Source organism: Azorhizobium oxalatiphilum (genome assembly GCF_014635325.1).
Lineage (GTDB): Bacteria > Pseudomonadota > Alphaproteobacteria > Rhizobiales > Xanthobacteraceae > Azorhizobium > Azorhizobium oxalatiphilum.
In genome coordinates, this window is record NZ_BMCT01000001.1 from 326,163 (window position 1) to 340,772 (window position 14,610).

The 14,610-nt window shown below is 65.7% G+C and carries 9 protein-coding genes; 3 read left to right on the forward strand and 6 right to left on the reverse strand.

Annotation, left to right across the window (positions count from 1 at the left end):
- Window positions 1-8 precede the first annotated feature (8 nt).
- The 3 genes from glgB to IEW24_RS01560 all read right to left on the reverse strand — a co-directional run bounded on the left by glgB (window position 9) and on the right by IEW24_RS01560 (window position 8,929).
- Window positions 9-2,255: a 1,4-alpha-glucan branching protein GlgB gene (gene glgB, locus IEW24_RS01550; RefSeq protein WP_188577239.1), complete on the reverse strand. Its 2,247-nt coding sequence runs from the start codon at window positions 2,253-2,255 to the stop codon at window positions 9-11.
- Window positions 2,256-2,319: 64 nt separating this feature from the next.
- The gene (treS, locus tag IEW24_RS01555) at window positions 2,320-5,628 is read right to left on the reverse strand and encodes a maltose alpha-D-glucosyltransferase (RefSeq protein WP_210324113.1); all 3,309 of its coding nucleotides are present in this window, start codon (window positions 5,626-5,628) and stop codon (window positions 2,320-2,322) included.
- 4 nt (window positions 5,629-5,632) lie between these two features.
- On the reverse strand, window positions 5,633-8,929 hold the full coding sequence (locus IEW24_RS01560) for a maltotransferase domain-containing protein (RefSeq protein WP_188574764.1): 3,297 nt from the start codon (window positions 8,927-8,929) through the stop codon (window positions 5,633-5,635).
- Window positions 8,930-9,195: 266 nt separating this feature from the next.
- Here IEW24_RS01560 and IEW24_RS01565 point away from each other — a divergent pair, with 266 nt between their 5' ends.
- Window positions 9,196-10,857, forward strand: coding sequence for an alpha-amylase family glycosyl hydrolase (locus tag IEW24_RS01565; RefSeq protein ID WP_188574766.1), 1,662 nt, complete (start codon window positions 9,196-9,198; stop codon window positions 10,855-10,857).
- A 126-nt stretch (window positions 10,858-10,983) separates the two neighbouring features.
- Window positions 10,984-11,451, forward strand: coding sequence for a hypothetical protein (locus IEW24_RS01570; RefSeq protein ID WP_188574768.1), 468 nt, complete (start codon window positions 10,984-10,986; stop codon window positions 11,449-11,451).
- On the opposite strand, the gene dmeF is transcribed toward IEW24_RS01570, so the two are convergent.
- A complete protein-coding gene (gene dmeF / locus IEW24_RS01575; protein ID WP_188574770.1) occupies window positions 11,423-12,403 on the reverse strand; it encodes a CDF family Co(II)/Ni(II) efflux transporter DmeF in 981 nt (326 codons plus the stop codon). The genes IEW24_RS01570 and dmeF overlap by 29 nt on opposite strands.
- A gap of 54 nt (window positions 12,404-12,457) precedes the next feature.
- Here dmeF and IEW24_RS01580 point away from each other — a divergent pair, with 54 nt between their 5' ends.
- Complete coding sequence (locus tag IEW24_RS01580; protein ID WP_188574772.1) at window positions 12,458-12,673, forward strand: hypothetical protein; 216 nt, start codon at window positions 12,458-12,460, stop codon at window positions 12,671-12,673.
- Between the two features lie 14 nt (window positions 12,674-12,687).
- Here the strand turns inward: IEW24_RS01580 and IEW24_RS01585 are convergent, their stop codons facing one another.
- Together IEW24_RS01585 and IEW24_RS01590 are read right to left on the reverse strand one after the other, a co-directional pair.
- On the reverse strand, window positions 12,688-12,960 hold the full coding sequence (locus IEW24_RS01585) for a metal/formaldehyde-sensitive transcriptional repressor (protein WP_188574774.1): 273 nt from the start codon (window positions 12,958-12,960) through the stop codon (window positions 12,688-12,690).
- Window positions 12,961-13,251: 291 nt separating this feature from the next.
- Window positions 13,252-14,541 carry a hypothetical protein gene (locus IEW24_RS01590; RefSeq protein WP_188574776.1) on the reverse strand — a complete coding sequence of 430 codons (1,290 nt, stop codon included), beginning with the start codon at window positions 14,539-14,541 and terminating at the stop codon, window positions 13,252-13,254.
- Between the last annotated feature and the right edge of the window lie 69 nt (window positions 14,542-14,610).

Genomic DNA, 14,610 nt, shown 5'->3' on the forward strand with positions numbered 1-14,610 from the left:
CGCCTCCCTCACGCCGACTGCGGCGTCAGGAACAGCGTCGAGAGCGGCGGCAAGGACAGCAACAGGCTGAAGGGTTGGCCGTGGCTCTCGTGTCCCTCGGCGGCAACGCTGCCGAGATTGCCTATTCCTGAGCCGCCATAGTCGGAGGCATCCGTGTTCACCGCCTCCGTCCAGTTGCCGCCCACCGGCACGCCAATGCGATAGTCGTGGCGGGGCACTGGAGTCATGTTGCACACCACCAGAACCGGCGGTGCATCGGGCGCATGGCGGAAGAAGGCGAAGACGGAATTGTCGATGTCGTCGCCGATGATCCAGGAGAAGCCGTCCGGCGTGGTGTCGCGCACCGAGAGGGCGGGCAAGGCCGAATAGGTGGCGTTCAGATCCCGCACCAGCTTCTGCATGCCGCGATGGAAGGGTTGATCGAGAAGATCCCACGCGATCTCGCCGTCATGGTTCCATTCGTGTGGCTGGGCGATTTCGCAGCCCATGAACAGCAGCTTCTTGCCGGGATGGCCCCACATGAAGCCGAGATAGGCCCGCATGTTGGCCATGCGCTGCCACTGGTCGCCCGGCATGCGGCCGAGCAGAGAGCCCTTTCCGTGCACCACCTCGTCATGGGAGATGGGCAGGATAAAGCGCTCCGAGAAGGCGTAGACCAGCCCGAACGTCATGTCGTGGTGGTGATAGCGGCGGTGGATGGTCTCGTGACCGATGTACTTCAGGGTGTCGTGCATCCACCCCATGTTCCATTTGAAGGAGAAGCCGAGGCCGCCGACCTGCACCGGCGCGGTGACGCCGGGCCATGCGGTGCTCTCCTCGGCGATTACGACGGCACCGGGCACCTCATTGGCCACCACCTCGTTGAGACGGCGCAGGAAGGCCACCGCCTCCAGATTCTCGCGCCCGCCATGGATATTGGGCACCCACTCACCGGATTTGCGGGAATAGTCGCGATAGAGCATGGAGGCCACCGCATCCACGCGCAGGCCATCGACGTGGAAATGCCGCAGCCATTCCAGCGCGCTGGCGATCAGGAAGCCGGAGACTTCCGAGCGGCCGAAATTGTAGATGAGGGTGTTCCAGTCGTGGTGGAAACCTTCACGTGGGTCGGCATGCTCATAAAGCGCGGTGCCGTCGAATTGCGCGAGGCCATGGGCGTCGCTCGGGAAATGGGCCGGCACCCAATCGAGGATGACACCCACACCGGCCTCGTGGCAGCGGTCCACGAAGCGCGCGAAGGCATGCGGCGAGCCGAAGCGTGACGTGGGTGCGAACTGGCCGAGCGGCTGGTAGCCCCACGAGCCGCCGAAGGGATGTTCCATGATGGGCAGCAGCTCAAGATGGGTGAAGCCCATCTCGGCGGCATAGGGGATGAGGCGGTCGCCCAGTTCCTCCCAGTTGGGGCTGCGCCAGCCATCTTCGTGAATGCGCATCCACGAGCCGGGATGCACCTCATAGATGGAGATGGGCGCTTCCGCTGACTGGCGTTCGGCGCGCGTGTCCATCCACGCCTTATCGCTCCAGTGGAATGGCGTCGGGTCCGCCACCACCGATGCGGTCGCGGGTGGCAACTCGGCAGTCTGCGCGACGGGGTCCGCCTTCAGCGGCAGCAGCGTGCCGTCGCGGGCGAGGATCTCGTATTTATAGCGGGTACCGGGGCCAAGACGAGGGATGAAGATTTCCCAGATGCCCGCGGCCTGACGATGGCGCATGGGGTGGCGGCGGCCGTCCCACATGTTGAAGTCGCCCACTACCGAGACCCGGGCTGCATTGGGGGCCCAGACGGCGAAGCGCACGCCCTGCACGCCTTCCAGCGTGGTGGCGTGCGAGCCCAGCACCTGCGAGAGGCCGAGATGGGTGCCCTCCGCCAGCAGATAAAGGTCGAGATCGCCAAGGATGGGCGCGAAGGAATAGGGGTCTTCGGTCTCGGTGACGGTTCCGTCCGGCCACGTGATCGCGAGCACGTAATGTGCCGGGGCGTCGTCCGCGCGTCCGCGCGGCACGGTGCGCTCGGGCATGCGACCGGCAAACAGGCCGGCCGGGTGGATCTTCTGCAATGGAGCCAGTGGTCGGCCACTGCCGCCTTCGAGCACTTCCACGGCGCTGGCGCCGGGCTGGAAGGTCCGCACCACCACGCCGTTGCTGATGGCATGAAGCCCCAGAACGGTGAAGGCATTGCCGTGGCGGCCCTCTGCGAGGTCGTTCACGTCATTGGTGTCGAGGGCGAGGTCGCTGTCGAAGCGCTCTGCCAGCATCATCGCAAATCTCCGGTGTGAGGCTGTGCGCGGTCGCACACGGACAGGCGGCGCGGACGCCGCCTCATGCGGGTTCCCCTTCCAGTTCTGCGTCTTCTTCCAGCTCCGCTGCGCCTGCGAGGCGAATGGCGAGACCGTGCAGGCCGCGCACCGGCAGCCCGAGCCAGCCGGGGCGGTTGGCTGCCTCGTAGCCGATCTCATAGGCCGCCTTTTCCAGCAGCAGCAGGTCGAGCAACTGGCGGTCAATGGCGGCGAAGGGGCCGCCGCCTTCCACATAGCCGCCGAGGAAGGTGCGTTCCGCCCGCACCTTGAAGCGGCGCAGCAGGTCGATGCGCTGCGTGCCGTGCGCCCAGGACTGGTCGGCCCCGACCATGGCGAGGGTCGCAGCCACATAGTCGATGGACCGTAGGAGGCCCGCCACGTCGCGCCACGGGCTCGCCTTGGCACGTCGTTCCTCGATGGACCGGCGTGGCTCGCCCTCGAAGTCGATAATGTAGGCATCACCGCTGGAAACGAGGATCTGGCCGAGGTGGAAGTCGCCATGGATGCGCGTCAGCGGCGTGCCCTCCACCGCTGCGGAGAGGCGGCGTACAGCAGCCATCAGCGGCTCGCGCACCTCAAGGATGCTCTGCGCAATGGTCTTCGTTTCCTCGTCCGGCCATGCCTCGGTGCCGGCAAGGATGTCGAGGGCGGCGGCGATCTCTCCCGCAATCTCCTCACCCAATGCGACGGCCTCCTCCGCGCTTGCCACATGCGGGTCGAAGTCGGGATTGACGCTCGGGCGAGCCAGCACTTCGTGCAGTTCCGCCAGCCGCCGTCCGAGGCCGCGCAGGAAGGGCGTGATGCCGGAGATGTGCTCCTCGAAACGGCTCTCCGCATCTTCCGGTGCGCCGGAGGTGGAATCCAGCGCGCGGCGCAGTTCATCCAGCGTCCAGACCCAGCCGTCGCCCTGATTGACCACGAAGCCCAGCATCAGGCCGAGCACGGCCGGCGAGCCGTCCGGGGCGAAGCGCACCAGTTCGCCCAGCAGCGGGGCCGTGTTCTGGTAGCCCTGCTCGGTGAGATAGCGCGACATCTCGGATTCAGGGTGCATGCCATAGAGCGTGCGCCGAACCACCTTGATGACCGCCGTGGAGCCGATGGTGATGGTGGAATTGGATTGCTCCGCCGCACTGCGCCTGATCTGCGCATCCTCGGGGATCTCCACCTCGTCCAGCCGGCTGGTGGGCACGAAACGCAGCTCGCCGCCGTCCGGCAGCGGCATGGCAGCCTGCCGCCGCAGCGCCCGCACCAGGGCGTGGGGCAGGGTGTCCGAGGTCAGCGCATCGGTGAGATAGCCCACGCGCCGGCCCTGGCGCACGCGGGTGAGCGCCAGCTGCGCCACAAGAGCGGGGGGCTGCTGGTCCTCCCACACGATGGTGAGCGGCATGGCGTAATGCTCGATGCGCCCGCCCACCTTCACCTCGATGTCGGCGAACTGGAAATCCTTCTCCCGTCCCGGCATGCCGGCGGCGAGGGCGAGGCGGGCACCGGTGATCTTCTCGTTCTTGGAGGCGAACCAGCGGCGGCGGCCGAGATAGGCCGGCAAGGCCTCGGCCTCGATCAGCGCGCGGTTCTTGGGCGAGAGGGCTTCCACGAGGCCGTTGCGGATCACCAGCGTGCTGAATTCGGGCAACTGCTCGGGGGGCGTGTTGTGCCAGCTCGGTTCCGCCACATCCTTGGAGAGCTGGAAGGCATACATGCCATAGGGCGGAATGGTGAGCAGATAGGCGAGACGGCCGATGGGCGGGAAGGGCGTGCCGCCCACCATGGACACCGGCACCCGGTGCTCGAACTCCTGCAAATCCAGCTCAACGGCCTGCAGCGTGTGCGAGAGGTTGGCGACGCACAGGATGGTCTCGTCCTCATACTCGCGCAGATAGGCAAGGACCTTGCGGTTGCCGGGATAGAGCAGGCGGAAGGTGCCGCGCCCGAACGCCTTGGTGCGCTTGCGCACGCTCAGCATCTGCCGGGTCCAGTTGAGCAGCGAATGCGGGTCGCGCAATTGCGCTTCCACGTTCAATGCGTTGAAGCCGTAGAGCGGATCCTGGATCGGCGGCAGCACCAGTTGCTCGGGGTCGGCGCGGGAGAAGCCGCCGTTGCGGTCCGGCGACCATTGCATGGGCGTGCGCACGCCGTCGCGATCGCCGAGATGGATGTTGTCACCCATGCCGATCTCGTCGCCATAATAGATGACGGGCGTTCCGGGCATGGTGAGGAGAAGGCCGTTCATCAGCTCGATGCGGCGCCGGTCGCGCTCCAGCAGAGGGGCGAGGCGGCGGCGGATACCGAGGTTGATACGGGCGCGCCGGTCGGCGGCGTAATAATTCCAGAGATAGTCGCGCTCGCTATCCGTCACCATTTCGAGCGTCAGCTCATCATGGTTGCGCAGGAAGATAGCCCATTGGCACGCTTCGGGGATTTCCGGCGTCTGGCGCAGGATGTCCGTGATCGGGAAGCGGTCTTCCTTGGCGATGGCCATGTACATGCGCGGCATCAGAGGGAAGTTGAACGCCATGTGGCATTCGTCACCGTTCTGGCCGAAATATTGCTGCGTATCTTCCGGCCACATATTGGCTTCTGCCAGCAGCATGCGGTCGCTGTAATGCTCGTCCAGATGGGCGCGGATCTTCTTCAGGATGTCATGCGTCTCGGAGAGGTTCTCGTTCGAGGTGCCCTCGCGCTCGATGAGATAAGGCACGGCGTCGAGCCGCAGGCCGTCCACGCCGATATCCAGCCAGAAGCGCATGACGGAGAGCACGCGCTCCAGCACCTCCGGATTGTCGAAGTTGAGATCCGGCTGGTGCGAGTAGAAGCGGTGCCAGAAATACTGGCCCGCCACCGGATCATAGGTCCAGTTGGATTTTTCCGTATCGAGGAAGATGATGCGGGTGCCCTGATAGCCCTGATCATCATCCGCCCAGACGTAATAGTTGCGCTCGGGCGAGCCCTTGGGCGCGTGGCGGGCGCGCTGGAACCAGGGATGCTGGTCAGAGGTGTGGTTGATCACCAGCTCGGTGATGACGCGCAGGCCGCGCGCATGCGCCGCCTCGATGAAGCGCCGCGCATCCTCCATGGTGCCATAATCGGGCGACACGCCCTCGTAGAGCGAGATGTCGTAACCGTCGTCGCGCCGGGGCGAGGGATAGAAGGGCAGCAGCCACAGCGTATCGACGCCGAGATCGGAAATGTAGTCCAGCTTGGAGATCAGGCCGGGAAAGTCGCCGATGCCGTCATTGTTGGCATCGAAGAACGACTTCACATGCAACTGATAGATCACCGCATCCTTGTACCAGAGCGGATCTAGATCGGAGCGCGAAGCGGCGGCATCCATGGCGTCAGCCCTCCACCCTGGAGAGGCGCCAGATGGCGAAGGGCAAAGCGGCGGGGTCGAGCCGCGCATGCTGCACCTTTCCGGTCCAGCGGAAGCTCGTGTCCGTCATCAGATCCTCCACCTCCACGCTGGCATGGTCCGGCAGATCCAGTTCCCAGAGCGGGATCTCGAAATCCACCTCCTGCGCGGCATGGGGATCCAGATTGACGGCGACAACAAGGAGGTTGTCGCGACTTGGCGTGGCCTTGGCGTAAGCGAGCACGTTGTCGTTCCAGGCATTGAGGAAAAGGACGGACTTGTGGGTGTGCAGTGCCGGGTTTTCCCGGCGGATGCGGTTCAGCCGCGTGATCTCGGCGACGATGTTTCCGGGCGCGGAATAGTCGCGGGCGCGGATCTCGTATTTGTCGGAGGAGGCATATTCCTCCTTGCCCGGCACGGGCTTGGCCTCGCACAGCTCGAAGCCGGAGAACACGCCCCAGAGCCCCGACAGGGTGGCGGCGAGCGCCGCGCGGGTGAGGAAGCCGCCTTGGCCCGAGGTCTGCAAGTAATAGGGGTTGATGTCCGGCGTGGTGACGAAGAAGTGTGGCCGGTAGATGTCGCTCACGGGCGGCTGGCACAGCTCCTCCAGATAGGAGGTCAGCTCCGTCTTGGTGTTGCGCCAGGTGAAGTAGGTGTAGGACTGGGAGAAGCCCACCTTCGCCAGCCGGTACATCATCTTCGGCTTGGTGAAGGCCTCCGCCAGGAACACCGTGTCCGGATGCTTTCCCCGTACATCCGCGATCAGCCACTGCCAGAAGGGCAAAGGCTTGGTGTGCGGATTGTCCACGCGGAACAGCTTTACGCCCTGCTCCACCCAATGCAGCACCACGTCGCGCAGCGCCAGCCACAGGCCGGGCACCGCATCCTTGGCGTAGAAGTCGACGTTGACGATGTCCTGATACTTCTTCGGCGGGTTCTCCGCATAGCGGATGGAGCCGTCCGGCCGATATGCGAACCAGCCGGGATGTTCTGTCAGCCAAGGGTGATCCGGCGCACACTGGATGGCGAAATCGAGCGCGATCTCAAGGCCATGCGCCTTCGCCGACGCCACAAGACGCAGGAAGTCCTCCGCCGTGCCGAGTTGGCGGTGGATGTCCGCATGGCCGCCGTCCTTCGAGCCGATGGCATAGGGGCTGCCGGGATCGTCGGGGCCGGGGGTGAGGGTGTTGTCGCGGCCCTTGCGGTTCTTCTCGCCGATGGGGTGGATCGGCGGGAAATAGAGCACGTCGAAGCCCATGTCGCGGATGCGCGGGAGGTCGGCGATCACGTCCGCGAATGTGCCATGGCGGGTGACATGGCCCGAGGTGGAGCGGGGGAAGATCTCGTACCAGCTGGCAAATCCGGCGCCTTCCCGCTCGGCGTCCACGGCGTAGGTGAAGGCGCTCTGCGTGGCGAAGGGGCGCTCGCGGGTGGCGCGCATGATGCGCACCGTTTCGTCCGCCAGCAGAATTTCCTGCTGACGTTCCTCGGGCGCGGCTGCAAGCTCGGCCTGCAAGGCGCCGAGGGCTTCGGCATGGTCTTCCGGTGCGGTGGCGGCGGCGGCCAGCGCCACGCCCTCACGGATTTCCAGCGAGACGGGCACGCCCGCCTTCACCTTGGCTTCCAGCTCGTGGTGGAACGAGCCGAAGGCATCGCGCCACGCGGCCACCGCATAGAGGTGGCGCCCCATGCGCTCCAGCGGAAATGCGCCCGCATAGCGATCATTGCCCAGAGGCGTCATGGGCACCTCGTTCCAGCCTTCCACATCGGCCGGACGCCACAGCAAGGCGACGGCGATGACGTCGTGCCCATCAGTGACCACATCCGCTTCCACCTCGACCCGTTCGCCGACGATGCGGCGGATGGGGAAGGCGCCGTCATCCACCGCCGGGCTCACCGCCTCGATGGCGAGGCGGGCCACTCGGGCGGCGGCGCGCACATCGGCGGTGGCGCTGCCATCCTCCAACACCGGGGCATGGGGCGCAGCCGTGAAGCGGACCACTTGGCCGATGCCGAGATCAACCGGCGTGCCGGGCGCAAACACTTGCCCGTCCTGGCTCATGTAGCGGCCGAAGCCGAGGGCGCGGGGCAGCACGGAGGCGCTGTCCACGTTGGTGCGGGCATCGGCACGGCCGTTGGCGAGCACCAGAGCGGCCCCATCGCCTTCCGGCCGCACGAAAGCTGCCACGCTCGCGCCCGGCGCGGAGGCGAGACGCCACGGCCCGCCCGCCGCGCCCGAGCGGGCGGCAAGGCGGGCATTGGCGGCGCGAATGGCCGGGCCGAGATCGAAGGGGGCTGCCTCGCGCACGAAAGCGAGATCGGAGGGCGCGCCGCGTGCCGGGTCCAGCGGGTCACGCGCGCCATATTCGAAGCCGGTGGGCACCAGCAGGCCGTCGCCGATGGCGGCGCTGAAATCCAGCGCCCGGCGGTGCAGGACTTCCACATGGCTCGGCGTAAGTCCTTGCGCGGACAGGCGGGGACCGAAGGGCGCCTCGGGGCAGCCCAGCGTCTGGCCGATGGCGTTCAGGCGCGCCAGTTCGTCGGCCATCCAGGGCTTGCGGAAATCCCACCAGGCGGTGGAGGCGAAGGCGCCGTCGAAGCCGGAGCCGGCGAGCGCCGCCACCGCGTCGGCTGGAACGCCCGGCGTCCAGGCGAGAAAGATGGTGTCGGGGCGGGTGAGGCGGCCGGCGCCGATGATCTCCGCCCAGACGGCGGCGGGTGCCCGATGGGGCGCATCGCAGCGGAAGCCATGGACGCCGGCGGCGGTCCACTGGGCTACGAGATCGGCGAAGTGGCGGCTGGCCGCCAGCGCCACGTCGGGCTCATCATAGGCGATATAGGCGGCATCGCGCTGGCGTTCGGCACGGCGGGGGTCGGGAATGCCGTCTTCGGGAGTCCGGGGCAGGAACCATTGTTCTTCAAGGGCCGGCAGCAGGCCGTCCACGGCCACGCGGTCGATCACAAGGTCGAGATAGAGGTCGAGCCCCCGGCTGCGGGCATGGCCCACCAGCGCCGCGAGGCCCTCCACCGCATCGGCCTCGGTGCCGAGGGCGGCGTTCAGGCGGTCGTGGTCGGCGGTCAGGAAGATGTTGCCGCTGCGTCCGGTGGCGAACGGCGGGGCGAGGGCGATGGCATTGAAGCCGAGGCCGGCGGCATGGTCGCAGACGGCGCCGAAGCCATCCAGTCCATCCAGCCAGAGGGGATGGACGAGATAGAGGCGCGGCAAGGGCTTGGCCAGGCCAGCGAGGGGACGGGGGGACAGGGGTTCGCGCAGAATCTGCATGGCTCTCGTCGCGGTTTGGGATGGACACGGGACGAAGAGGCGCGCCACCGCCGGCTTGCGCCGCCGGACGGTCCCTCCTTCAGCCAAAACGCGGCAGTGGGTTAAGGGTTCCAGAGATCGCCGGCGAAAAGCCCAGCTCAAGCCATGGAGGGGGAACCCCTTCATTTCCCGCAGGTTATGCGCTCATCTGGAGGCGGTGGGGCTTGTCGCCCCGGCAAGAGAAAAGCAAAAGCGCCCAGCGGTGGCGCCAAGGCGAGGATGGTCACATGGCGAAGGCAGGTCCGGCGGCCAAGGCCGCGCTGCACACCCGGCCCGAGGAGCCGCTGTGGTGGCAGAAAGGTGTGATTTATCAGATCTATCCGCGCTCTTTCCAGGATAGCGACCGCGATGGGGTGGGGGATCTGGAAGGGATCCGCCGCCGGCTCGATTATCTGGTGGATCTCGGGGTGGACGCGATCTGGATCTCGCCCATCTATCCCTCGCCCATGGCCGACTTCGGATATGACGTGGCCGACTATACGGGCATCCACAAGCTGTTCGGATCACTGGCGGATTTCGACCGACTGATCGCTGACGCCACGGCCCGGAACCTCAAGGTGATCCTCGATCTGGTGCCCAACCATACCTCCGACCAGCACCCCTGGTTCGTGGAGGCCAGGGCGGGAAAGAAGAGCCCGAAGCGGGATTGGTATATCTGGCGCGACCCCGCCGCGGATGGCGGGCCACCCAATAACTGGCTCTCGGAATTCGGCGGAAGTGCCTGGGAATACGACAAGAAATCAGGCCAGTATTATTACCACGCCTTCCTCGCCAGCCAGCCGGATCTCAACTGGCGCAACCCTCAGGTGGCCGCCGCCATCCATGACGCCATGCGCTTCTGGCTGGACCGGGGCGTGGCTGGATTTCGGGTGGATGTGATCTGGCACATGTTGAAGGACAAGGGTTTTCGAGACAATCCGCCCAATCCGGACTTCATCGAGGGACGCAATCCCTACCAGCGGCTGCTGCCCGTCCATACCACCGACCTTGATGAGGTGCATGGGGTGATCGCTGGCCTCCGGAAGGTGGTGGACGCCTATCCGGACCGCCTGCTCATCGGCGAGATCTACCTGCCGGTGGAACGGCTTGCCGCGTACTATGGCGCCAATCTCGATGGTGCCCATCTGCCGTTCAATTTCGCATTGCTGGAGGTGGAGTGGAGCGCCTCCGCCATTGCCGATCTCATTGCCCGCTATGAGAAGAGCCTCCCCTCCGGCGGCTGGCCCAACTGGGTGCTGGGCAACCATGACCGGCCCCGGGTGGCGAGCCGGGTGGGGGAGGATCAGGCGCGGGTGGCGGCGATGCTGCTGCTCAGCCTGAGGGGCACGCCAACCCTTTATTATGGCGAGGAAATCGGCATGCGCACCGTGCCCATTCCCGCCGACAAGGTGCAGGATCCGTTCGAGAAGAACGTGCCCGGCCTCGGTCTCGGCCGCGATGGCGTGCGCACCCCCATGCCATGGGATGGATCGCCCAATGGCGCATTCACCCATGGGACACCCTGGCTGCCCTTGGACACGGAGTTCCCCGAGACGAACGTACAAAGCCAGCGTAACTCATCGCACAGCATGCTGGCGCTCTATCACGCCCTCATCCGCCTGCGGCGCCTGCACAATTGCCTGTCCATGGGCGACTGGCGGCTGATCGCATGTTCAGGGACACTGCTGGCGTATACGCGGATGGACAGGGACAGCACCGTACTTGTCACACTGAACCTCGGCGACGAGCCGCTGCTGGCGACCTTCCCCCCCTCCGTGACCGGCCGCCTCCTCCTGTCCACCTTCTGCGACCGCGACGGCGAGCGGGTGGCGGGGGAGGTATCGCTGCGGGCCAATGAGGGGGTGATGGTGATGCTGGACGCCGGGGTGGAGCTGCCGGCGGCGGGGTGAGGGGGCAAGGCTTCCGGCGCGCGGGCCGAGACTGCATGCATTGCATATTCAAGAGTTGTCATTAAAGATCGACAGGTTTTCTTGGGATTGCTGTTTGTCGCCAATAATCGGGTGGGAGATTATCCAATGCTTGGCATATTGCTGTCTGGCGTCAGGCGCACCGTGCGGACCTGCTCGCGTGCGCCGGGACTGCTGGCAATCGCTCTGGTCGCGGCATCCGTCACTCCGGCCTTCGCCGTCACCTATTATTCCGGAATTCTGCCGGGTGATAGCTGCCGGACACGTCGGGAGATTTCCGTCAAGGATGGCCACGATGGCATCCAGTTCACCAAGTTGCCACGCGGCGAAGCAGGGCTGTTCGTGAAAGCCTATGTTCTTCGCAAGTCAGATGACCGGCTGATCATTTCCATTCCCCTCGGAGCCTGGGCCTGTTTTTATCCGGTAACGGAACCCGACAGCTACTGCTTTGTCGGAAGCGACAGCCCGAACGTCACCGACATTCAGGCCGCATCCTGGCGTAAGGAGTGGCTCGACTGGCTGCCCGAGTGCGAGCAGAAAGCCCGGGCTATGCCGCCCGCGCCACCTCCACGGTGATGTGGGACAGCTCGTGCACATGGGCGAGGCGGGCCTTGTAGTCCGCCGGCTGCTGCGGGGTGGGGGAGAGCAGGGCGATGATGGCGGCGTGGTGGCCCGGCCCCACCTGCCAGACGTGCAGGTCGGTGATGCGGTCCCCGCCGGTTTCCAGCGCGGCGCGGATTTCGGCGGGCACGTCCTCGCCGGGCTCATGGGGCACGGTGTCGAGCAGCACGCCGCCGGTGTCGCGCAGGAGACCCAGCGACCAGCGGGCGATCACCAGCGCGCCCACCAGCCCCATGAGCGGATCGGCCCAGAGCCAGCCATACATGCTGCCCACCAGCAGCGCGGCGATGGCCAGCACCGAGGTCAGCGCATCGGCCAGTACATGCAGGTAGGCGGAGCGCAGATTGTTGTCCTGCCCGGCGTGATGGTCGTGGTCGCCATGCGCGTGGCCGTGATGATCATGCGCGTGACCATGGGAGTGGCCGTGCCCGTGCCCGTGTGGTTCGTCGCGCAGCAGCCACGCGCTGGCGATATTGACCAGAAGGCCGAGCACGGCGACGGCGATGGCCTGCGTGAAGCTGATGGGCGTGGGATCAGCAAGCCGCAGCAGGCTTTCCCAGCCGATCAGCAGCGCCACCAGCGCCAGCACCACGGCGCTGGCGAAGCCGGCCAGATCGCCCATCTTGCCGGTGCCGAAGGAGAAGCGCGGATCGCGGGCATGACGGCGGGCATAGAGATAGGCCAGCGCCGAGATCAGCATGGCGGCGGCGTGGGTGGACATGTGCCAGCCGTCCGCCACCAGCGCCATGGAGCCGGTGAGCGTGCCGGCGACGATCTCCACCACCATCATGCTCGCGGTGAGGGCGATGACCAGCCAGACCTTGCGCTCGTTGCGGCCGTGATTGGCGCCGAGGAAGACGTGTTCATGGGTGTGGGCGGCGATGGGCGAGGCGGGTTCGCCCCGCATCGAAGCCTCCGGCGCGGGATGATGGGCGCCATGGTGGCGATGGTGGTGCCCGCCATGGCTGTGCATGCTGTGCCCATGATCAGCATGATGGTGATCATCATGTCCGTGGTCATCATGCCCGTGCGCGCCATGCCGGTGGCCGTCAGGATCCGCATGGGTGTGGGTTTCGTGGTGGTGCGTCTCGCTCCGGCCGCCGCTGGCAGGTCCGGACCCGGCATCGTCCCGCATGGCCTTGTCTCCCGTGTCGCTGCGGCCGTGATGCCGCCCTAATCCCGCTCCGCGCCTCACTTCATGTAGGTGCGGATGACCTCGATCATCTCCGCGCCGCCCTTGTGGCGCTCGTCCTCGTCCTCGACCTCCAGCACGTGCTCGCGCAGGTGGTCCTCCATCACTTCCGCCGTCAGGCCGTTCATGGCGCCGCGCACGGAGGCGAGCTGGCGCAGGATTTCCGCGCAGGGCGCTTCCGCTTCCAGCGCCCGCTCGATGCCTTCGAGCTGGCCCTTCAACCGGCGCACCCGCGCCAGCAGCTTCGGCTTCTGATGGATGGTGTGGGACATGGCGCCTCGGTCAGATAATATAGGGGGGTATACTATATGGAGCGTGGGGAGGGAAGGGGCTCTGATCAGGCTGGAAGGCAGGGGCTTTCGATGCTTCCGACGCGATGGCTCGGCTTATGGGTAGGCCCGCGTAGCGCGGGACGTGGGAGAGACGCCCGACAGGCGAGCGCGCGATATCCCCTCTCCAACGCTCCTCGCAAGGCGGCGGGCCGTGAGGAGGAGAGCGGTCGATCCTGCCCACTGCCCGACACCCCCGCTTCGGCATCGGCACCGGCGTAGATCAGCCATGATTCAATAGTGAAGCGTACTCAGTTCCGTGTGCAGCTTCTTGCCGCTGGGTACCCGGCCCTTGCTGCCGTCCGGCTGTATCTGGCTCTTGCCGAGATACCAGTCGAGGTGCCGCTTCAGGCCGGCCTCGTCGTCGCTGTCCAGCAACTGACGCAACTTTGCCAGGGCGTCCTTGCTCTCCGCGCTCTTCCACCAGCTCTTCTTCTCATAGGTGTCGAGCGCGTCCTTCACATCGGCAAGGAAGGCGGTGCGGGCGACGCTGATGGTCCAGATGCGCAGCGGATAGCCGCAGGCGTATGTGAAGGTGTCTTCCTCCACCTCTGTCTTGAGGCCGCGCCGGTTGGCGAAGACGCCCGTATTTCCCATGTAGGAGGAGGCGTGCAGCACGTATCCGCCGTTGCGCATGCACATCTTGTTGGTGTCGTTGGTCACGGTGGCGGAACTGATGATGTGGAAGTCCGGGGCCGGGATGCCCTGTTCCTTCAAATGCCGCTGCAGCATGCCGATGTTGTGGTCGAGGCAGATCTCGAATCCGAACGACATCTCCTGCGCCTCGCGCACGGGCAGAACCTTCACCGGGGGCTTCCTGCTGGGAATGAACACCGTTTCGCTGGTGTTGACGGATTCGTAATAGTCGCCGCTCTTGTGATAGGAGTAGACGTTCTGTCCATCGAGAAAAACATAGGCTGTATTGCGCATGTAATACAGGACCTTGCCCCGGTGATGGAAGGTCTTTTTGCCGACGGTCGTGTTGATCTCGGTGCTGCCGGCGATCATGTGCGTGCGATCAGTAGCGCTTGGGCGGAAGAGATCGACGCCCTTGTGGCTAAGGGTGCCGGCCCGCATGCCGGGCAGCTCTTGCTGGCTGTCGAGATCGAAGAAATAGCCCATGTGGTCCAGCGCGCGCTTGCGCCGGTCGGTCAGCTTGTAGTCATCCTCTGCGCGCGCGAATGTTTTCTTCCAGGCGATGGTGCCGGGAATAATCAGGATCTCGGGAAAGGTCTTGCTGATCTGGGCGATGCGCCCCACGGCGCTGTTGCGATCGGGGACGGAGATGGTGCGCTCCACGACCCGGCTATTGGAGACCGACATGGCATTCACCTGCGCCAGATAATATTCCGGCGCCACGAAGATGCCCTTGATCTTCTGGGCCGAGGGCAGCTTCTGGCGGTTCACGTGGGAGCGGAAGGCCGTCAGCGCCCGTTCGAGATCACTGATGCGCTGCTGCATTGCGGACGCGGTGAAATCACCGGCGGGCGTCGCGACCGACCAGAGCCCAACAACAAAATCCATTGCCTTCTCCCCCTGCGCGCGGGCGCATCACGTCATTGCGCATGACGTTGATACCGCCTTAGCTTGGGC

What these genes read in the sequence shown, in the direction of transcription:
- glgB (WP_188577239.1), bottom strand. Translation starts at nt 2,255, where the DNA reads ATGCTGGCAGAGCGCTTCGACAGCGACCTCGCCCTCGACACCAATGAC.
- treS (WP_210324113.1), bottom strand. Translation starts at nt 5,628, where the DNA reads ATGGATGCCGCCGCTTCGCGCTCCGATCTAGATCCGCTCTGGTACAAG.
- IEW24_RS01560 (WP_188574764.1), bottom strand. Translation starts at nt 8,929, where the DNA reads ATGCAGATTCTGCGCGAACCCCTGTCCCCCCGTCCCCTCGCTGGCCTG.
- IEW24_RS01565 (WP_188574766.1), top strand. Translation starts at nt 9,196, where the DNA reads ATGGCGAAGGCAGGTCCGGCGGCCAAGGCCGCGCTGCACACCCGGCCC.
- IEW24_RS01570 (WP_188574768.1), top strand. Translation starts at nt 10,984, where the DNA reads ATGCTTGGCATATTGCTGTCTGGCGTCAGGCGCACCGTGCGGACCTGC.
- dmeF (WP_188574770.1), bottom strand. Translation starts at nt 12,403, where the DNA reads ATGCGGGGCGAACCCGCCTCGCCCATCGCCGCCCACACCCATGAACAC.
- IEW24_RS01580 (WP_188574772.1), top strand. Translation starts at nt 12,458, where the DNA reads ATGGCTGTGCATGCTGTGCCCATGATCAGCATGATGGTGATCATCATG.
- IEW24_RS01585 (WP_188574774.1), bottom strand. Translation starts at nt 12,960, where the DNA reads ATGTCCCACACCATCCATCAGAAGCCGAAGCTGCTGGCGCGGGTGCGC.
- IEW24_RS01590 (WP_188574776.1), bottom strand. Translation starts at nt 14,541, where the DNA reads ATGGATTTTGTTGTTGGGCTCTGGTCGGTCGCGACGCCCGCCGGTGAT.